22 protein-coding genes are annotated in these 19,802 nt (G+C 41.0%); 14 read left to right on the top strand and 8 right to left on the bottom strand.

The window, feature by feature from the left end; genetic code table 11:
• The first annotated feature begins 335 nt into the window (after nt 1-335).
• From NSS65_RS11150 to NSS65_RS11135, 4 genes are read left to right on the top strand one after another with little or no spacing between them, the layout of a single operon-like run.
• Nucleotides 336-1,685, top strand: coding sequence for a radical SAM protein (locus tag NSS65_RS11150; protein ID WP_144496203.1), 1,350 nt, complete (start codon nt 336-338; stop codon nt 1,683-1,685).
• Nucleotides 1,685-2,941, top strand: a complete 1,257-nt coding sequence (locus tag NSS65_RS11145) for an MFS transporter (RefSeq protein WP_041109711.1) — start codon at nt 1,685-1,687, stop codon at nt 2,939-2,941. Before NSS65_RS11150 ends, NSS65_RS11145 begins: the two co-directional genes overlap by 1 nt.
• Nucleotides 2,942-2,960: 19 nt before the next feature.
• Nucleotides 2,961-3,449 (top strand): DinB family protein, encoded by a 489-nt coding sequence (locus NSS65_RS11140; RefSeq protein WP_041109709.1) that lies wholly within the window; start codon nt 2,961-2,963, stop codon nt 3,447-3,449.
• Between the two features lie 12 nt (nt 3,450-3,461).
• Complete coding sequence (locus NSS65_RS11135) at nt 3,462-3,605, top strand: hypothetical protein (protein ID WP_155267113.1); 144 nt, start codon at nt 3,462-3,464, stop codon at nt 3,603-3,605.
• A 50-nt stretch (nt 3,606-3,655) separates the two neighbouring features.
• On the opposite strand, the gene proC is transcribed toward NSS65_RS11135, so the two are convergent.
• Nucleotides 3,656-4,483, bottom strand: a complete 828-nt coding sequence (gene proC, locus NSS65_RS11130; protein ID WP_065214657.1) for a pyrroline-5-carboxylate reductase — start codon at nt 4,481-4,483, stop codon at nt 3,656-3,658.
• Between the two features lie 422 nt (nt 4,484-4,905).
• Between proC and NSS65_RS11125 the strand changes: the two genes are divergently transcribed.
• Nucleotides 4,906-5,856 (top strand): MBL fold metallo-hydrolase, encoded by a 951-nt coding sequence (locus NSS65_RS11125; RefSeq protein ID WP_098677450.1) that lies wholly within the window; start codon nt 4,906-4,908, stop codon nt 5,854-5,856.
• Between the two features lie 12 nt (nt 5,857-5,868).
• The gene (locus tag NSS65_RS11120) at nt 5,869-6,645 is read left to right on the top strand and encodes an SDR family oxidoreductase (RefSeq protein ID WP_034280324.1); all 777 of its coding nucleotides are present in this window, start codon (nt 5,869-5,871) and stop codon (nt 6,643-6,645) included.
• Nucleotides 6,646-6,708: 63 nt separating this feature from the next.
• Here the strand turns inward: NSS65_RS11120 and NSS65_RS11115 are convergent, their stop codons facing one another.
• Nucleotides 6,709-8,037 (bottom strand): CoA-disulfide reductase, encoded by a 1,329-nt coding sequence (locus tag NSS65_RS11115; RefSeq protein WP_034280326.1) that lies wholly within the window; start codon nt 8,035-8,037, stop codon nt 6,709-6,711.
• Nucleotides 8,038-8,226: 189 nt separating this feature from the next.
• On the opposite strand from NSS65_RS11115, the gene coaA reads away from it, so the two are divergent.
• Entirely contained in the window at nt 8,227-9,186 is a 960-nt protein-coding gene (gene coaA / locus NSS65_RS11110) for a type I pantothenate kinase (RefSeq protein ID WP_024428044.1), read from the top strand.
• A gap of 33 nt (nt 9,187-9,219) precedes the next feature.
• On the opposite strand, the gene NSS65_RS11105 is transcribed toward coaA, so the two are convergent.
• The 4 genes from NSS65_RS11105 to NSS65_RS11090 all read right to left on the bottom strand — a co-directional run bounded on the left by NSS65_RS11105 (nt 9,220) and on the right by NSS65_RS11090 (nt 12,852).
• Entirely contained in the window at nt 9,220-10,455 is a 1,236-nt protein-coding gene (locus tag NSS65_RS11105; RefSeq protein WP_024428045.1) for an MFS transporter, read from the bottom strand.
• A 199-nt stretch (nt 10,456-10,654) separates the two neighbouring features.
• Complete coding sequence (locus NSS65_RS11100; protein WP_034280328.1) at nt 10,655-10,999, bottom strand: YolD-like family protein; 345 nt, start codon at nt 10,997-10,999, stop codon at nt 10,655-10,657.
• 15 nt (nt 11,000-11,014) lie between these two features.
• Nucleotides 11,015-12,247 (bottom strand): DNA polymerase IV, encoded by a 1,233-nt coding sequence (locus NSS65_RS11095; protein ID WP_144496202.1) that lies wholly within the window; start codon nt 12,245-12,247, stop codon nt 11,015-11,017.
• A 155-nt stretch (nt 12,248-12,402) separates the two neighbouring features.
• Complete coding sequence (locus NSS65_RS11090) at nt 12,403-12,852, bottom strand: YfmQ family protein (protein ID WP_024422888.1); 450 nt, start codon at nt 12,850-12,852, stop codon at nt 12,403-12,405.
• Nucleotides 12,853-13,131: 279 nt separating this feature from the next.
• On the opposite strand from NSS65_RS11090, the gene NSS65_RS11085 reads away from it, so the two are divergent.
• From NSS65_RS11085 to NSS65_RS11065, 5 genes are all read left to right on the top strand, one after another.
• The gene (locus NSS65_RS11085; RefSeq protein ID WP_024428048.1) at nt 13,132-13,611 is read left to right on the top strand and encodes a GNAT family N-acetyltransferase; all 480 of its coding nucleotides are present in this window, start codon (nt 13,132-13,134) and stop codon (nt 13,609-13,611) included.
• Entirely contained in the window at nt 13,608-14,582 is a 975-nt protein-coding gene (locus NSS65_RS11080) for a GNAT family N-acetyltransferase (protein WP_034280332.1), read from the top strand. The genes NSS65_RS11085 and NSS65_RS11080 overlap by 4 nt, the downstream gene beginning before the upstream one ends.
• A gap of 79 nt (nt 14,583-14,661) precedes the next feature.
• Nucleotides 14,662-14,988, top strand: coding sequence for an iron-sulfur cluster biosynthesis family protein (locus NSS65_RS11075; RefSeq protein ID WP_024428050.1), 327 nt, complete (start codon nt 14,662-14,664; stop codon nt 14,986-14,988).
• A gap of 12 nt (nt 14,989-15,000) precedes the next feature.
• A complete protein-coding gene (locus NSS65_RS11070; RefSeq protein WP_061109315.1) occupies nt 15,001-15,240 on the top strand; it encodes a YqkC family protein in 240 nt (79 codons plus the stop codon).
• Between the two features lie 301 nt (nt 15,241-15,541).
• On the top strand, nt 15,542-16,804 hold the full coding sequence (locus NSS65_RS11065; protein WP_046311682.1) for a tetratricopeptide repeat protein: 1,263 nt from the start codon (nt 15,542-15,544) through the stop codon (nt 16,802-16,804).
• A 26-nt stretch (nt 16,805-16,830) separates the two neighbouring features.
• Here NSS65_RS11065 and NSS65_RS11060 read toward each other — a convergent pair whose 3' ends face one another.
• Nucleotides 16,831-17,757: an alpha/beta fold hydrolase gene (locus NSS65_RS11060; RefSeq protein ID WP_326134805.1), complete on the bottom strand. Its 927-nt coding sequence runs from the start codon at nt 17,755-17,757 to the stop codon at nt 16,831-16,833.
• Between the two features lie 123 nt (nt 17,758-17,880).
• Here NSS65_RS11060 and NSS65_RS11055 point away from each other — a divergent pair, with 123 nt between their 5' ends.
• Both NSS65_RS11055 and NSS65_RS11050 read left to right on the top strand, forming a co-directional pair.
• A complete protein-coding gene (locus tag NSS65_RS11055; protein WP_024422881.1) occupies nt 17,881-18,105 on the top strand; it encodes a YqkE family protein in 225 nt (74 codons plus the stop codon).
• Between the two features lie 184 nt (nt 18,106-18,289).
• Nucleotides 18,290-18,694, top strand: a complete 405-nt coding sequence (locus NSS65_RS11050; RefSeq protein ID WP_224426704.1) for an antimicrobial peptide LCI — start codon at nt 18,290-18,292, stop codon at nt 18,692-18,694.
• A 135-nt stretch (nt 18,695-18,829) separates the two neighbouring features.
• Here NSS65_RS11050 and NSS65_RS11045 read toward each other — a convergent pair whose 3' ends face one another.
• Nucleotides 18,830-19,753, bottom strand: coding sequence for an aldo/keto reductase (locus NSS65_RS11045; protein WP_024422879.1), 924 nt, complete (start codon nt 19,751-19,753; stop codon nt 18,830-18,832).
• Nucleotides 19,754-19,802 lie beyond the last annotated feature (49 nt).

The raw sequence follows: 19,802 nt of genomic DNA, 5'->3' as shown, positions 1-19,802 counted from the left end.
GGGCTTTTGGTTGTGAATGTTCAGTCTATATTTTCATGGTTATACCAAAAGTTTCATACGTAAATTGTATATAAAACAATAGTCCTTACAAAAAATAGTGAAAATGATTGAAATATTCAGAAAAGTCTATTATAATCAATTATGTAATTAAGTTACAATTTATCTAATTAAAAGGAGGTGATGAAAATGAAGCGTAACGAGTGGATTGCAATCTAATGAATAGAATCAATACTTACTGAAAAGAGTGTTTCGCAGAGAAGTGATTTTTTTAGCTTCTCTGTGAATTTGTATGTGGGATAAAAATAGACGAGAGTTGGGTGAGAGAATTGTCAAATATGAAAAGTTATTATGATGAGCATCCGTCTTTATGGAATTTTCTTTATCCTTTTTTTGGCCAAGCGAGCCAAGAAGGAGCACAATCTCGTGTGACAGAATTCATTCAGAAAGAACGAACATTTCAAAAAGGGAAAAACGCTTTATATTTACATATCCCTTTCTGCGATACGATCTGTTCGTTTTGTCCTTTTATTAAATCTACGAAATATGAGCCCATTATCGGAAAGTATATAGATGCTTTAATCAATGAGATGCGTATCTTATCCCAATCCCCTAATATCCAAAAAATGACGTTTGATGTGGTGTTCGTTGGTGGAGGTACTCCTTCCATAATGCCCCCAGAACTAATCTATCGACTTTCGACCGCTATAAAAGAAAATTTCTCATTATCTGCTGATTATGAATGGACATTTGAATGTGAAGCAAAAACAGCTACACCAGAAAGAGTGGCTGCTATGGCTGAAGGTGGAGCCAACAGAGGGAGCTTTGGTGTCCAAACATTAAATGAACACTATCGGAAAATGTTCAACTTAACGGCTAGTTTTGATCAAATCTCTCAGACTGTGGACTTAATGAAACGTCATTTCCAATCTTATAACATTGATTTGCTTTATCAGCTGCCTGGACAAACGATAGAAGAGATGATAGAGGACATAAATGGAGTGATGTCATTAGGAAGCACAAGTATTGATACGTATCCACTAGAATATATTGCTTGTTCGAAGGGATGGTTATCAAAAATTAACAAAGGCAAGGTGCCAATGCCGCCAAATCCTAAAGAAAAATTTGAGTTTAGTGATACATTATATCGTCATTTAAAAAAGAATGGCTGGCATCAAAATTATGTGTATACGTTTATGGCTCCAGAGCATCAGAATAAACGTTTTCAATATGGCGAAGTGATTTACGGGGGATATGAAGATCAATATATTGGTTTGGGAACAGGAGCGATCTCCTACATGCAAGGCATGATATGGTCAAATGAAGGAAATACGCAAAAGTATATCGAAAGCCTGACGAATCAAGAATTACCTATTGTTAAATCAAGAGAATATCATGCTTTTGATAGAAGACTCGTCTTCTTCCCTAAAACAATGAAAATAGAAAAAACATATCTCAATCGAATGCCAAAGCGCGAGGAAATCTATCGTAAACTACAACTGCTCATAATGAAAGGAGTAGTTGAAGAAGCGGAGCAATATTTTGTAATCAAAGAAGAAGCGAAGCCATGGTATCCGGCGATCTTAGTTGATCTTATACCAGAAAAAGAGAGAGAAAATTATGATCAAGCCGTGGAGTTTATGCAAAAAGAGTTAGGCTGGTACGAGTCGACTGAGGTGCTCCTCTAATGGTTTCAAAGAAAGAAACGACATCTCTTTTCAAAGATCAAAATTTTGTCTGTTTCTTTATTGGGCAAAACTTATCTGCTTTTGGAGATTGGTTTAGAACGATAGCGACGATTGGTTTAATTTATGAACTTACTGGGAAAGCGACCCATCTAAGCATTCTATTTATTTGTTCCATGCTCCCTCTCATTTTAACATCCATGCTTTTGAGCCCAATTATAGATAAGTTTTCTTACAAAAAAGTTGTGATATTCGCAGATGTGGCACGTTTTATCATTGGACTGGGGTTTGTTTTAGTTGTCACAATGAATGTTACACCGTTTATCCTTTATTTATTATTAGCGTTAAATGGTGCTTTCTCTGGTATATATCTGCCTGCTCGTTCATCTATGATACCTGAAATCCTTGATAAGGAGCAGCTTTCTAAGGGGAATAGTATACTGGCCACATCTTTTAGCGCATCGATGCTCATTGCGACAGGATTAGGCGGGTTGGTGACAGAAATTTGGTCAATTTCCACAATTTATTTAGTAGATGCGCTGACATTTTTATTATCAGCTATGCTGTTAATTCCAATTAAAGCGAAAGAAGCGTCTGAAAAAAAAGAGTATGTGTCATATGTTCAAAGTTTTAAAGAAGGAATTAAAGAAATCAAGGGATCACCCAAAATTCAAAGCGCCATATGGATATTGATGTCAAGAGAGTTTGCTTTAAGCATCGTTTATGTTTTATTTAGTCTGTATATTTTAGAAGTGGCAAGAGAAGGGAATTTTGGCTTGGGGCTTGGTCATACAATTAGTGGACTAGGGCAAATTATCGGTGGACTTACACTTGCAGCGTACTTCAAAAAAGTGAAATTCTCCTTTCAATTTTATAAAAGGTGGTCTACATTAGCGGTTATATTGCTTGCGATATTACATGCATTGTCGTATCAACAAACGACTTTTATTGGATTTTTGATTGTTGTTTTATTAGCCAATCTATTATATAGCCCAATCGAAGTTTTGTATTCTACTAATATTATGACATATGCAAGCAGTCATTTAAGAGCCCGTGTGTTTTCAGCAGGTCTTGCATTATCACGCATATTTTATATTAGTGGGTTTATCCTCATGGCATTTATCGGAGATTTGATTCCTATACATGTCATCGCTATAGGGATGGCAGGGCTTGTGATAGTAGCAGGTTTGATGAACAGCTTACTGCTACTAAAAGGAAAGCATCAAGATAAATCAAAAGTAGAAATGCATTCACTGTAAAGGAGACGTTGATTGCGTAATGGAAACTGGGAAATTAACAAAAACAGACATCATCACATCGCTTCAGGAAAGTATGAGTGAACTAGAGAAGATAGTGAAGGCTTGTGATGATTACACACTGGATCAATCTTTGGGGGAGGGGAAGTGGTCAATTAAGCAGCTCGCCGGGCATTTGTATGACACAGAAGAAGTCTGGTCAGAGCGGATAGAGCAAGCGATATCAGATGATCACACGCCCTTTCAATCGTATGATCCTGAAATATACGTGAAAGAAAGAGCGTATGAATGGTATAACGCTGACGATATCAAAGCATTGATCAAACGGATGAAAGAGAGAAGAAACAACACGCTTCGGCTATTAGAAAAAGATATTTGGGCACAATCAGGCCTGCATCCGGAAGAAGGAGTGATGACCGTCCAAATATTAGCTGAAACCATCGCTTTACATGAACAACATCATCTGGATCAAATCAAAGCCATCATGTCAATGAGTGAATCATCTACATGAGGAGGTGCTAAAGTGAAGCATCAAGAATTATTAGTTGATGTGAATTTTTATCAGGCACGTGATTCTTTATTAGAACAAGCCATTTCTAGTAAAGAACAGAAAGAACCGAAGTGTGAATCACGCAATTCACACCCAGTGGCCAGCGAAAAAAAATAGAGGGTCATATGTGAAAAAGCACCTGTCATCAAAACAGGTGCTTTTCAATTTCATTTATACGTGCTTGCTGAAAACATTTCGTTTAATTCTGCTGCGCGTTTAGTAGCTGTTTTGACACAATCGACAACGGCTTCTTCAAATTGATAGGCAGCCAGTGTGTTCAGGCCTGCTTCTGTTGTTCCGCCTTCACTTGTGATTTCTTTGCGCAGTTGGGCAGGCTCTTTTCCGCTGTCTTGAAGCATATTGGCGGCGCCTGCAATCATTTGGCAAATGAGTAATTTCGCAGTTGCTTGGTCCATTCCAAGTTCCGAAGCTCCTCGCTCCATTCCTTCAATCAAATGATAAATGAAGGCTGGGCCGCTGCCTGCGATGGCTGTCACAGCATTTAGCTGCGATTCATCTAATACTGTGACATGCCCGATTGTTTCAAACAGCTCGACGGCTTTTTTCTTTTGCTCCTCTGTCACTTCATGACTTACGGCAATACCTGTTGCTGACTGCTGAATCGCCGCTGATGTATTTGGCATCGCACGAACGACTGCTGTCTTTCCGCCAGCATAGTGTTGAATCGTTTCAATGGAAATACCAGCTAAAATAGAAATGATCAGCTGTCCATGTAAATGAGGCTGGACTTCAGAAATTCCGCTTTCTGCATCCTTCGGTTTTAAGGCAAAAACGAGAATATCCGCTTCTTCATAAATAAAGGACCGAGCGAAATCCGTTTTGACCCCATAACGTACCTGTAATTCTTCTAATCGTTTTTCATTCGTTTTGTTTGTAACAATGATATCTTCATTCGACATCATTCCGCTTTTTAATAAACCTTTGATCATAGACTCTGCCATTGAGCCTGCACCGATAAATCCAATTTTACTCATAAGCTGCTCCTCCTTGTAGAAAATAAAAAAACCTCTCGCCTGAAAAGGACGAAAGGTTTTTCGCGGTACCACCCTCAATTAGCATGCAAACCTGCATACTCAGCTCTAGTCCCTTAACGCGGGAAACGTTTAGGTTTGCCTAACAGCTCAAAGGGCAGGTTCAGCAAATAAGAGGATGGTGAAGTCTTTCAGCCGGCGGACCTCACTCTCTTGCATCGTTATTTTGCTTACTAATCCTTGTCACCCGCGCATCATATATTTGTTGTTCATTATGCAACGATGGACAAGTTTATGTCAATAGGGCAGTTTAAAAAATTGCCCATCTAAACCGCATGACAGTCTGCCTTTTGCAAGATACAATGAAGTATGAAGGCTTAAGTACCCACAATCATGAGTCAAAAAGCAGGAGATGACGTATAAAAGTGAAAGAAAACATCATTCAATTATCCATCCCGACGCCGTTTGCCGTTGGGGATGTGCATGCATATGTATTAAAAGGAGAGGCCGTCACCTTAGTAGATTGCGGTCCGATGACAGAAGAGGCAGAGCATGCTTTTGTCACGCAATTAAAGGAACATCGTTTATCGATAGACGATATTGATCAAGTGGTGCTGACCCATCATCATGCAGATCATGTCGGTCTGTTAAATCTGATGAAACCTCATGTCCGTGTGATCGGACACCAGCTAAATGAGCCCTATATTAGTCAGGATCCAGTCTTTAAGCAGCGCCAAGTGGACTTTATGATTCCTTTTTTTCAGCAGTTAGGTGTCCCGCTTCGGCAAAATGAGTGTGAAAAAATGGTGAAGCAATCTTATACATATTCTTGTACTTCACATGTAGATGAGATCATTAAAGAAGGTGATCGTTTAAGCGGGCATGAACACTTCTTTGTGATGGAAACACCCGGACACGCACAATCTCATCTTTCTTTTTTAGATGAAAGAACGGGGAATTTTATTGGCGGCGACCTGCTTTTGACGACCATTTCTTCAAATCCGTTAATGGAAGCACCGTATGAAGGCGAGGAACGTCAAAAATCACTGCTTCAATATAAAGCATCACTCAATCGGTTATTGCGTCTGCCAATCAAGACGATTTATCCAGGACACGGTCAGCTCATCACGTCCCACCATGAATTGATTGAAGAAAGATTTAAGAAACAAGAGAAACGAGCAAATACGATGTATCAGCTGCTTAAACAAAAAGAAATGACGGCCTTTCATCTTTGCCGCAAGTTATTTCCAGTGATGTATGAAGAGGCCTTGTTTTTAACGATGTCAGAGACAGTCGGTCAGCTGGATGTGCTCTTAGAGGCTGGGCAAATTGGAGAAATGCAAAAAGACGGAATCGTCTATTACAGAGCAAACTAAGGAGTGAAACGCATGGGGCGATTGACAGGAAAAAGGGTTTGGATTACTGGCGCATCTGGGGGCATTGGTGAAAAAATGGCGTACTTGGCAGCAGAAGAAGGCGCAGAGATCATTATTTCAGCAAGACGAGTGGAAAAGCTTACTAGTGTGAAAGAAAAAATTATGAGTGCTGGCGGGGTGTGTCACATCGCTCAGCTTGATGTCAGCCAGCTTGAGGACATTGATCGCGCGTATGAAGAAGTGGGGCCGGTCGATATTTTGGTCAACAATGCCGGCTTTGGCGTATTCGATCTCGTCGAAGATGCCTCCATAGAGGAAATGGTGTCGATGTTTGAGGTGAATGTGTTTGGCTTAATCGCCTGCACGAAAAAGGTCATCCCTGAGATGAAACAAAGAGGGCAGGGACATATTATCAATATCGCATCCCAGGCAGGAAAGATTGCAACTCCCAAATCAGCTATTTATTCCGCATCAAAGCATGCCGTTCTTGGATTTTCAAACAGCCTCAGAATGGAGCTGGCAGACTCAGGCATTCACGTGACGACAGTCAACCCAGGACCAATTGCCACAGACTTCTTTACCATCGCTGACCGCAGCGGTGAATATGTGAAGAACGTTGATTTTATGATGCTGAGTGCGGACAAGGTGGCAGGGAAGGTCGTATCTGCCATGATGACGAAAAAGAGAGAGATTAATCTGCCCGGCTGGATGAACGCTGGCAGCAAATTGTATCAGTTATTCCCATTTTTATTTGAAAAAGCAGCAAGAAAAGCGATGATGAAAAAGTAACAAAAAAGAAACCGGTTTTGAACTGGTTTCTTTTTTTGAGGTAAGGCTTCATTGTGACACTTTCTATATCCGTCTTGCCGCTTGCTGAAGCGGGTCCCATACACTGTTAAAAGGCGGTGCATAGCTAATATCTAAATCTTCAAGATCTGTTATGGTCAGCTCTTGGTAAAGGGCAGCCGCCACGATATCGATCCGTTTATCTACACCGTTTCTGCCGATGATTTGGGCACCAAGCAAGGTACGGTCATCGCTTCTGTAAATCAGTTTCACTTTCATTTTCTGCGCTTCTGGGTAATACTTCGCGTGATCTGTACTATCAATGGTGATGACGGAGAAAGGAATGTCTGCCTCTTTTGCTTCTTTTTCTGATAAGCCTGTTCGTCCCGCTGTCACGTCCATAAATTTCATGACGGCTGTTCCAGTCACGCCTTGAAATGCCCGGTTTGTTCCTGTCATATGAAATCCTGCGATTCTCCCTTGTTTATTCGCAGTTGTGCCAAGCGGAATATAATCCAGTGATTTTTTGATGCGGTGGTAGGTCGCCGCGCAATCACCGGCAGCATAAATGTCTTTTATATTGGTTTGCATGTATTGATTTACTGCAATAGCGCCATTTTGAAGGCGCTTGATTCCGGTATGATGTAAAAAGGAGGTTTGCGGAGTGACGCCGATGGCCATGATGACCATATCTGTTTGAATGGTTTGTTTGTCTGTGATAACAGCTGTGACATGTGACTTGCCTTCTAATTGCTGTACCGTTTCTCCGAGCGATACGTGAATGCCCTTGGCGTCAGCCTCTTCTTTAAGGTGTTTTGCCATATCGGAGTCAAAGCCCGGGCCGAGTGCTGCTCCCCGCTGAATGATATGTACGTTCTTTCCGAGCGCTTTTAAATTTTCAGCCATTTCAAGGCCGATATATCCACCGCCAATGATCGTGACATGTGTGACGTCCTTTTTTAAATGGTCTAAAATGGACAGCGCATGCGGGATGGTTTTTAATACGTGTACGCCTTCTAATGGCTGGCTGTCTAAATCCAGTGTGACAGGGCTTGCTCCTGTCGCAATTAAGAGGCGGTCATAGCTTTCTGTAAAGGGTTCTTTTGTTTTCGTATGATGACCCGACACTGTTTTTTGCTCTGGGTCAATAGAGGTCACTTCGTGTAAGCATCTGGCGTCAATTCCATATTTCTCGCGAAAGGTTTCGGCACTGCGTGCGATCAGCTTTCTGTGATGATCAATGAGACCGCCGATCAAATAGGGGAGTCCGCACTGTCCATATGAGAAAATCTCTCCTTTTTCAAAAGCAACAATGTGTGCATCTGGATCCTCTCTATATATTTGCATAGCGCAGCTCATTCCTGCTGCGTCTCCGCCAATCATCACATATTTCATTTGGTTTGCTCCCTTCTATCTATCGTACTGAATACTCTTATTTACCCTCATATTCCTTTTTTTAATGCTTTTTTTTTGCAAAAGAAGTAAACTTTCGTTGAAAAATAAAGACAGCGCCTTCATTTTAAGCTACAATCGGATTATCGTCTTTTTGGGTTACGAGTTTAGTGAAGATTGGTGGGAAAGACTTTGAGTGACACGAGACTAGATTTTAATACGCTATACACGCGCCATACGAGAGAGGCTTGGGCAGCTCTTGGAGAATATATGCCGGTATCTGTTTCAGAAGAGGAAGCGAGAGCGCTGCAAGGGTTAAATGACTATTTATCGCTGGAAGAAGTTCGAGATATTTACATACCGCTTATTCGTTTTTTGACATTACATGTCTTTGCAGAAAAACAAAAAAACCAGCATGTGAATGCCTTTTTAAACTACCCGCACCATGCCAAAATTCCCTTTTTAATTGGAATTGCTGGAAGTGTAGCTGTCGGGAAAAGCACAACGGCTCGTATCATTGAAACGCTTTTATCGAGGCTTGGAGATGGGCTGAAGGTGAGTCTTGTGACAACAGATGGCTTTTTATATCCTCAAAAAGAATTAAAGGATCGAGGGCTGATGGAAAAGAAGGGCTTCCCGGAAAGCTATGATGTCAAAGCCCTGCTGTCTTTTTTGAATGAATTAAAATCAGGTAAACAAACTGTGCATGCCCCGGTATATTCGCATCTGACCTATGACCGGCTAGAAGGGGTGTATGAAACAGTAGAGGATGCGGATATTGTCATTATTGAAGGAATCAATGTGCTCCAATCACCAGCGCTGGATGATCTGAAGGATGAACCGCGTGTGTTTGTATCAGATTTCTTTGATTTTTCGATTTATGTAGACGCCGCTGAAACGCAAATTCAATCATGGTATAAAGAACGATTTCGTTTGCTCAGAGAAACAGCCTTCCAAGATCCTGAATCCTTTTTTCATCAATATAAAGATTTGACGGATGAAGAGGCAGATCAGATGGCAAGCACGATTTGGAATACCGTAAACCGCCCTAATTTATATCAAAATATTTTACCGACAAAATATCGGGCTGATCTCATTTTGAAAAAAGGGGATCAGCACAAGGTGGAAGAGATCGCCATCCGCCGGGTATAAAGAAAAAACCGCTCAAACGAAAGAGCGGTTTTTTTAATGATCTCCACTTACTTTAACAGCTATGGCTGCTGCCGATCGCTTTTTTAGACGGTAATATCCAATGAGTAAAAATGGAACGCCTGCGATGGTGATCATTGACAAGACCGTAAAAATGGAGAGGGGATGGGCTGCGCCAAAATAGTCAATACACAGTCCGCCGACAAATGGTCCGATGACGCTGCCGAGCTGAGAAAATCCCATCGCCCCAAAGTACGATCCCTTCACTTCAGGCTTTGCAATATTGTCTACAAAAAGATCCATCATCGCAAACAGCAGAACCTCCCCAATCGTAAACACGACAATGATGAAAGCAAGCATGCCGAGACTCTGTGAAAAAGCAATGGCAAACAAACTGCCGGCAAGAAGAATATTCCCGGTGGTCAGCGACAAAATGGTGGAGTAGCGCTTCGCAATCATGATGAGCGGATATTGTACAACAATGACAACCACTGCATTTAAAGATAAAAGATATCCAAACAGTTTAGGACCATCCTCAATCATAGGTGACGCTGATAAGTATTGAGGCAGCGTTGAGCTTAAATGCGAATACCCGAACGAACATAAGGTAACGCCGATGAGGATGATGCTAAAGACCGTATCTTTTTGGATAATGGAAAGGGCTTTTTTGACGCTGATTTGTTTCGTACTTTCTGGAGCAGCAACTGGATGCTTCTGAAATTGCCAGGCCAGTGTTAATCCATATAACAAATAAATGAAGGCAGCGACAAGAAATGGAAATGTTGTTTTCGATGATCCTAGATATAAGCCAAGCAGCGGGCCGAAGATCACCCCGATATTAATGGCCGTATACCGTAAATTAAAAACAAACAACCGAATACTTGATGGGGTGACATCGGATAAGAGTGCCTTAGACGTCGGTTCAAACAGTGCCCGGCACAGTCCATTTAAAGCGTTCATGAGAAAGAAGACCCAAATGGCATCTGCAAACGCAAAGCCAACAAAGACAAGTGTCCAGCCGAAGATGGATAGAAGCATGACCTTTTTCCTGCCGATTCGGTCAGAAACATAGCCGCCGTAAAAACTCGCCACGATCCCAATAAGGGAGCTGACGGCAATGATTAACCCAGCTGAAGAAGCTGAAGCCCCTTTGACTTGTGTCAAATAAACGGCTAAAAAAGGAATGCTCATGGACGTCGCCATTCGGCCGAATATGGTGCCGATGATGATCGTCCAACTAAGTGGATGTAAAGTACGTAAGTTATTTTTCATGATGTTTCTCCCCTGAGTGTTAAGATGTTCCAATCATACATGAAAAATTGTGCAAATTAAATACACAATTTGATGGAGGAGACATCCGCCATAGGACAGAGGAGCCTTTAATGGCCCCGCAAATTCGAAGTCTTGTTTTTTTCTCCCGGTGCTTCTATGTCTTTTAGTATGCTGATTCGTACGATCACTTAAAGACAATTTAATCAAGATCAATCGCGACAATTTGCTGCAAGGACAGGTGGAGAACATCTTCATCATTGACGATTTTTATGCGCCGGGTTTCATAATGAATGGCTTTCACCCAGCCCCAAAACTGCTGTTTCATACCTGCTGCAGCATATGTCACGCAAATCGCTTGATCCTCTGTAATCGACTGTGTGATCAAAAAATTCATTTCCTCTAGCTGATCAGTGCTCAGCGGAGGAGGCGTGTATTCTTTTTTCTTCCGTTTTTGAGCAAGCAGCTGTTCACGGTGCTCTGGGAGCATCATTCGGCTTGATTCCCACATGATGTTGTATCCAGGTGTTAATTTATTGGGATTCATGGCTTTTCGCCTCCGTTATTTGTAATGTCCACCAATTTTTTCGGCGCGGTGATACGCCTGCCCTGCGCTTGTTAGTGACGAAGCGTGCAAGAGTGCAGCAGGTCCATACTTCATATGGATCGCATCAAATACTTTGCTGAGTCTGTCTTTTTTTAAATGGTGATCAAATAAACTCAGCTGATATTGGCTGTCAGGCTGCAGCTGCGAGAGAGTAATACCTACACTGCGAATGGGCTGGCCGTCCCAGTGCTGCTGACATAGCTGAATAGCTGCTTCTGCAATATCTGTCCCATACTGTGTGGGTGAATGGAGCTTGATTTGTCTATGAAATCCAGTCGGATGAGAAAAATCAGCACCTCTTACGCCAACAGACACCGTTTGCCCAACATAATGCTTAAAGCGCGCACGTCTTGCCACTTCTTCACTCAATTCAAGAAGGGCGACTTTGATGTCCCCAAAGGACGCATAATCATGGGGAAGGGTCATATGATGCCCAACCGCTTTTTGCTGATCATGTGTGTGAAGAGTGACCGGGGAAGGGTCGTGTCCTAAAGCAGTTCGTTGCAGAAGCTCCCCGTTGATTCCCCAGCGTTTTTTTAGCCGGTCTAACGGATAAGCAGCAAGTGTCCCGATGGTACTGATGCCCATTCGTTTTAAGTGGTGCTCCATCCGTTTGCCGACACCAAATAATTTTCCAATCGGAAGCGGCCATAAATCAGCCGCAACCCGGTCTGCACGAAGTTCATAGATGCCAGATGTGTTTTTTTTAGCAAAATGGTCACAGGCCATTTTAGCGAGCACTTTATTAGGACCAATACCAACACGTGCGTAAATGCCCGTCTGGTTCATAATGGTCGTTTGTATATTTTGAGCGATCTCGCGGGGTGAACCGAGTAGTGTCACACTCCCTGTAATATCGAGAAACTGTTCATCAATTGAATAGGGTTCGACAAGATCTGTGTATTGTTCAAGCAGTTCTGTCATCATGACAGAGACATCAAGGTAGCGCTGCATACGTGGACGTACAACGACGGCTTCAGGGCATTTCTCCTTTGCTTCCCATAATCTTGATGCATTTTGTACGCCCCGTTTTTTAGCGAGCGGGCAGGCCGCAAGTACGACCCCGCTCCGCCGCTCGGGATCTCCTGAAACGATGAGCGGCACATCCTTCAAATGGGGAGCCTCCACTTTTTCGACTGACGCATAAAACGACTGCATATCCACAAGCAGAATGGCTCGTTCATTCATGATTTTCACCTCTTAGAACGTATGTTCTGTATACATTTTAACCGCCAGAAGGTGAAATTGATACTGGTAAATCATTCAAAGAGAAGAGTATAAATCATCCATACAAAAAAGACGAAGTGTCTCCACTTCGTCTCATCTGTGTAAAATGAGTCATTTTAAGCATGTGCCAAGTTGTTGGATGTTTGGAGCGGCTCAGAACGCAAACGATAGGCCGTTAGTTTTTTCTTAGGCTTATGGGTAAACTGCCGCACCACATCCACGTGGTCATCGTAATGATACAGATAAAGGGTTACATCATGCTTGCCAAGCTTTGTTTGCATGGTAAGCGGCGCCGGTCCTTCCTGTGGATGAAGAAAACGCTCTTCATCACCAGGGTAAATATAGTAGCGTTCAATAAAGATCGCATCATTAAAATGTTGAATAATTTCAGATGTTTGCTGATCATCGAGTGGACGTCCTTGAAACGTCATCGTTGTTTGATCACTTGTTACTTTTGCATGCACCGCATAACGACTAAAAAGGCGTTCAACAACACCCGAAGGCAGCGAAGTGACAAGCAACTTTAAAAGACTAAACACAACAAGTGAAGTAACAATCCAAACCAATATCATCATCTCCAATAAACGTTTGTTCCATTTCCTATATGATCCATCTTAACATAACAAAAGAATAAAACTTTCGCACAAAAAGTGAACTTTTTGAAATAAGTGTGAAGATTTAAAAGGAGATGACAGCGAAAGAACGAAGAACCAACAAAGCTGAAAGGAAAAAAGGCTGATACATCACCTTTACAAACAATTGATCAGACAGGTAGACTATTGAAACAGTTGATTTTTTGTGAAAAAAGAGCGGTACAGCTAAAAACGAAAAGGAGCGAGGTCATCATGATACGTCAAGTAAAACCGTCAGATTTTTATGCGGTCACATCCGTCATTCAAAGCTGGTGGGGAGGCAGAGATTTGCGCGCAAAATTGCCAAAGCTATTTTTCGAACATTTTCAGCAAACAAGTTTTGTTGTTGTTGAAAAAGGTGAACTGATCGGCTTTTTAGTCGGTTTTTTATCGCAATCACATTCAGATGAAGCGTATATTCACTTTGTCGGGGTACATCCAGACCACCGGAAATTAAAGATTGGCAAAATTCTCTATCAAGCGTTTTATGAAGCGGCTGAAAAGGAAGGAAGAACGACGATTAAGGCCATCACAGCTCCTGTCAATAAAGTCTCGATTGCTTACCATACAAAGCTCGGTTTTCAGATAGAAAAGGGAGATAAAACAGTGGATGGCATTTCAGTTTTTTCAGATTACGACGGCATTCATGAAGACCGGGTGCTATTTGTGAAAAAGCTGGAGGCGAAAGCATGATCATCAGACTGGATCAAAAAAATAAAGAAATAGCAAAAGAGCTGTTACATATACAATTAGCCGCATATCAGCGGGAGGCAGAACAAATTGGCTATCAAGATTTACCGCCCTTAAAAGAAACGGTTAAAGACATAATAGAAACAGATGAGATTTTCATAGGATTTGAAAAAGAGGGGCATTTGTTAGGGATCGCTTCATATGAACTACATGACGATCGGATCATCCTCAGCCGGTTAGCTGTGCACCCACATCATGTCAATCAAGGAATCGGGACAGCGCTCCTGCAATCCATTATCCAGCATCAAAAAACAATCGAGCTCACAACAGCAGAGGCAAATACACCAGCAATCAAGCTTTATGAAAAATTAGGGTTTAAACAGAAGGCCCGTTTGCAGGTGGAAAACAATCTGATGTTAACAAAGATGGAACGTTTGATGCTTCGAAAGGTGGAAGTGATTGAATACCAATCGAGCTGGCCAAAACAATTTCAAGATGAGCATGACAAGCTGAAAAAGATAGTTGGCGACAACTGGGTATATGGCCACCATATTGGCAGTACGTCAGTCATAGGAATGGCGGCTAAGCCAATTATTGATATCTTGCTAGAGGTGAAGCATATCAGCAGCTTAGATGAGTGTAACCATCTGTTTCGCCAGCTTGGATATGAACCGCTCGGAGAAAATGGACTCAAGGGAAGACGTTTTTTTAGAAAAGGCGGCTTGAACCGAACACATCACGTTCACGCCTATGAAGCCGGACATGATGATGTAAAAAGGCATTTGGTGTTCCGAGATTATTTAAAAGCTGCACCTGACCGTGCCAAAGTCTATGCAGATAAAAAGCGTCAATTGGCAAAAGCCTATCCTGAAGATATGGCAAGTTATATCAAAGGAAAAGATGAGCTCATTAAAGAAATTGAACAAGAAGCGTACAATTGGTCAGACCAGTTAAAGACAAATGATCAGACATAAGAGCTGACAGGGCGTGAACATGTTTAATTGATGACTGATATGTTACAATGTAACAATCAACGAAAAAAGGATGTTCGGCATGTATATTCATATAACAGAACCAGCAGCAGCGTTCCTTACAAAACAACAAGCAGGGCATGAAACAAAAGAACTGCTCCTTCGATATGATTCAGATGGGTGCGGCTGTGCGGTAAGCGGTGTCCCAATGATTTGGCTCACAGGCGAAAGAACAGGCGAATGGGAAGAACTCAAGCATAATCAGCTCTTTAAGCTGTACATACACACAGCACAAAAGGTCTTTTTTGACGAGGAAATGACGATTGATTTTAACGAAAAAGCCAACACACTCATGTTGAAAAGTCCTCAACAAATACTCAGCCCGAGAATGGGTATACTTGTAAAGTAAGGTGGAAATGTAGTGGATCAAAAGCTAAAAGCAATACAAAATACGGCACAAAATAAAACATGGGTGTCGTTTTTAAATAACAATCATCCCTATAGCCTTTTGCACTGGTCAATAGGTGGAATGGATTCGGTGAAAAAGGACGTTTGGCTTCTTCAAGATGAAGTCACATTTGAAACAGAAGAATTTCCAACGCTCGATTTAGCTGTCAATTGGATCAAAGAGAATATGGACCAAGTAACAGATGTATTATAAAAGCCCTTTTTCGAAAGGGTTTTTTTCGTGCGTTTATCATCTCATCACACCGTACGGTTGTCTAATCTGAAAAATGATCTTTTGAAGCGAAAAAAGCCGTTTTTCAACAAACAATTCGACAAAATGAGCAAGCTGGAAATAAAAAAATAATGGCTGTAAATGCCGAAAAATAGGCATTTGCAGCGTTTATTGCGGGATACCGAAAACTTTGCGAAAAATGACTTTTCATATTTCTTCCATTCGAGGAAATGTGATAGAATACAACATGTATCGTATATGAGAAGGGAGGTGCTAAAGTGAATTGAAGCTCAAGCTGTCATCGCCTCAGGTTGGAATCAAAATAAACGAATGGTATAGGCAGATTTGCGGATTTCATGTGATGAAAGCAGAGAAGCTGAAGGCGGAGATCGAGCAGGAAATCCTGGAGATGGAGCAGGATCAAAACTTATTATTGTTTTACCAGCTGATGGATTTTCGCCACAAGGTGATGCTTGAATATTTTGAACCGGCAAAGAAAGCCTCGAATGATGAAGAGATTAAGAATTTGCTAGAAACGATTGAACATTCACAAACGAAATTAACGGATATGCTTGAATACTATGTTCATTTTTTCACAGGAATGTTTGAATTTGAACAGAGAAACTATTTAAGTGCCATTGCTTATTACCGCTCAGCAGAAAAAAAGCTCAATCTCATATCAGATGATATAGAAAGAGCAGAATTTTACTTTAAATTAGCAGAAATTTACTACCACATGAAACAAACCCACTTTTCGATGCACTATGCCTTGCAAGCGTTAGATACGTATTCTGCCTACAGAACGTACACGCTGAGAATCATCCACTGTGAATTTGTCATTGGTGCAAACTATGATGATTTGAAATGCTATGAACATGCATTGCCCTACTTTAAAAATGCTCTAAAGCGAGCACGCTCAATTGGAAACCCTCGAGTCATAGGTTCGGCCCTTTTCAACTTAGGTAACTGTTATTATCAAATGAACGATCTTGCGGAAGCAAGGCGTTATCTGAAAGACTCTATTGAAGTGTTTGAAAAGGAGAATTTAACCCATCTTAATCGCTCTCTAGACCCACTATTTATGCTGACACAAATCCTGTTTAAACAAAAACAAATAGAAGAGTCATTAACCCTCTATCAACAAGGTATTATGAAGGCCTGTGAATTAGAAGATGAAATTTACATCTGCAAATTTCAATTCTTAAAAGCATTGTACGTTGATGCAGACATAACAATCATAGACGATACATTAGACCTGCTCGAGGACAAGCGCTTATACCCAGATATTGAGGAATTGGCACTTGATGCGGCTCATTATTACAATGAGCTTGGACTGTTTGAAGTATCTACCCGGTTTTACGAAAGGAAAATTCAAGCCATATCAAAAATCCAAAATGGGGGTCATTTATATGAAAACGAGTTTGATAGTTCTTTTATTGGCAGCAACTGCAGGATTATCGGTCATGAGTCAGCAGCAATCGGAAGAGAGCCATATGGAGCTTGCGGGCAGACACCATACAACAGTGGTGACTATCGCATAAGTTAGCTCAAAAAGAGGGGACGAACTGCTGTTCATTCTCCTCTTTTATTTTCATTCAATTCAAATCTTTGAAGAAATGCTTGAATTTCTTGCTCATAAGCTTCCTTATTTTCGCTAAAAGACATTGCATGCGCACCGTGTGGCGCAATAAATAACTGTTTGTCACCCTTTTTTCGTGTATATAACTGCTGACTTTGCTCACAGGGGATATAGTCGTCATGGCGGCTATGAATAAAAAGTACAGGTTCTTTCACCTGATCGATCACATCAAGAGGGGAAACTTGCCGAATGCGGTATCCGTCCCGCCATTTTAACACTTGATCACTTAGTGGAAGAATCCATTTTCCTGAAAGGCGAAAATCTGTTTTTAATCGATAAAGAAGCTGGTCCTCAAAAGAAGCAAAAGGGCAGTCTGCTATGAAAAAATTGGCGTTTGCTTTCGGCTTTGCAGCATATAACAAGGTCGTGACTGCACCCATTGATTCTCCGTGTATCCCAATGATGGCACTTTCTCCGAGTTTTTGTCTGAGCCACTTTACGATCTTTGCTAGATCTTCTTTTTCATAATATCCATAACTTGTGGTTTTCCCGCCGCTCATTCCATGTCTTCTATGATCATAAAGCATCACATTCCATCCGAGCTTTTGGAATAATTTCATATACTTAACGGAGTTAATCAAACTGACTGTAACACCGTGGCAAAGGACGATTGTTCGTGTTGTATGGGGATACGGCACAAAATAGCCATGGAGATCATAACCAAATGCTGAAGGAATACACACTTTCTCTTTTTTAAGCTGTTGAAATTCCTCGTGTTGATAATGGCCTCCATCTGATTCTCGTTTGATGAGCTCTTCATCCGTTAATTTTCGAATATACATCATTTTATTGGTGAAAAAAATACCGATTGCAGCGAGTGGACATAATATGAAGGCAAATATAGCGATCCATTTCTTCATCTAGCCGATTCTTCCTTTCTGGGTTTTTTTCTATGAAGATCATACCACATCTTGGGAGATTGGCGTGCCTCTTGCTCAGAAAATAAAACGGATGATACACTAAGTCAAAAGGAGAGAGGCACAATGAAAAAGACCAAACAAGATCAAGCGAAATTAAAGGACGGCATAAACGATGATGTCAAACAGCAGCTTCTTCAAATGAAGCAGAACCTTGCCGTCGAGACAGAAAAAAGAGAAGAACAAAAACGACAAGACCTCCTTCGGCAGCAGAAAGAAAAAGAAAAAAACAAAAGCTTTTCAGAGCTGCTAGATGAAAGCCATTTAGACTGGAGAAAGTATAAAAGCTAAAAAAGAGGGCGATGATGCTCTCTTTTTTTCTTAAGATAGATCCACAGCAGAAACATAGAAGTGTTTAAAGAGAAAAGCACTTCTTCCCCCTTCACATCACTTCATTTCAGAATCGTGACAGTATGATATTTACAGTCAAACGAAACGAAATCCCATAACTTAAGTTTAAGATAGAAGTAAAAAGGTGAGTATTGAATTATTTAAATTCCTTTTTATTGAAAATATGGTTATTAAGACCCTTTTGATAGAGGATCATTCTCCTTATAATGAAGGTGTATTACAAAATTTGGGAATGGAGATGATTCACATGAAATTGAGAAAAACAATGGCTGGAGTCGCTTTATCTTTAGGATTGCTTTTACCTGTTTCTGGACAAGCTCTTGCAACAAATGATTTAACGAATGCGGATTTAAGTACAAAGGCTACTTCAATTGTTGATTGTTCTGTAACCCCTTTTAAAGGCGCAAGTAATCGACTATGTATGTATTCAGATAATGGTTCTTTTGCAAATAGTTTCAGTCGCTTTGGTACTACATTTTATCTTAAAGGCAAATCTGGAAATTATGCATATTATGAAAGTGCAAGATAAGGACAACGGGGCTTTTAGCCCCTCCTCATTTTTAATAGAGAAACACTAGCATCATACATACGCTAAAATAAAAAGATTGTAGAAAAACATGAGTTCTTCTACAATCTGAGAGATCACATCATGTGATCTTTTTTGTTATTTGAACCGGTGCGTTTCATACACAGATGGTTTTGTATAGTAAGTTAATGCTTTGACTTCTTGGTCACTTAATGAACGTGCATTTGCTGCTGCTATATTTTCTTTTAACTGATCCACTGAGCTTGCACCAAATACAACGGAACTGACCGCAGAATGTTTCAGTATATACTGAATGGACAGTTCAGTGAGTGATAGGTCATAAGCGACTTTCTTTAAAGAAGGAATGATCTGCTGAAGCTCTTCAAATGAATATTGAAGATAGCCGTTTTTTTGAATCGCTGCACTTGCTTGAGAAAGTGGCTTTTCAGTTAATAATCCTTTCGCTAAAGGACCTCTTGCGACGACACTAATGCTTTGTTCTTCAAGTAGAGAGAACCATTCTTCTGGGCGGCGGTCGAGTAAACTATATTGCATCATCACGCTTACGATATTGGACTTTTTGGCATATTCTTTAATGACATTTGGACGGATAGATGAAATGCCATAATAGCGAATTACGCCTTCCTCTACCAATTCTTCAAAAGCCTCAATCGTTTCATCAATGGGGTCATCAATCGTGCCTCCGTGCAATTGATATAAATCAATATAATCTGTTTGAAGCCGCTTGAGGCTTTGTTTTACTGCTTCCTTTATGTACGCTTTTGAAGGGTCCCAGTCCCAGCCTGGTTTGCCTTTTTCAAAGCGGTTGCCGCCTTTTGTCGCCAAAATCAAATCCTGCCGTCTGTTTTTAATGGCTTCCCCGACAATTTCCTCATTTGTCCCAAAATCATATAAATCGGCTGTATCCAAATAGTTAATTCCGAGATCAATGGCCTCATCTAATAAAGAGAGCGCTTTTTCTTTTTCCGTCCCAAGAGACATGCATCCTAGTGCCGCCTCGCTCACTAAGAGATCTGAGGTGCCAATTCGTCTTTTTTTCAATTCCATCACACTCCTATCCTTTCACATTAAGTGAAAAAAATCAGGAATT

Origin of the sequence: Bacillus sp. FSL K6-1006 (assembly GCF_038593175.1) — a bacterium.
Lineage (GTDB): Bacteria > Bacillota > Bacilli > Bacillales > Bacillaceae > Bacillus > Bacillus safensis.
This window is presented reverse-complemented; position numbering and strand designations above follow the sequence as displayed.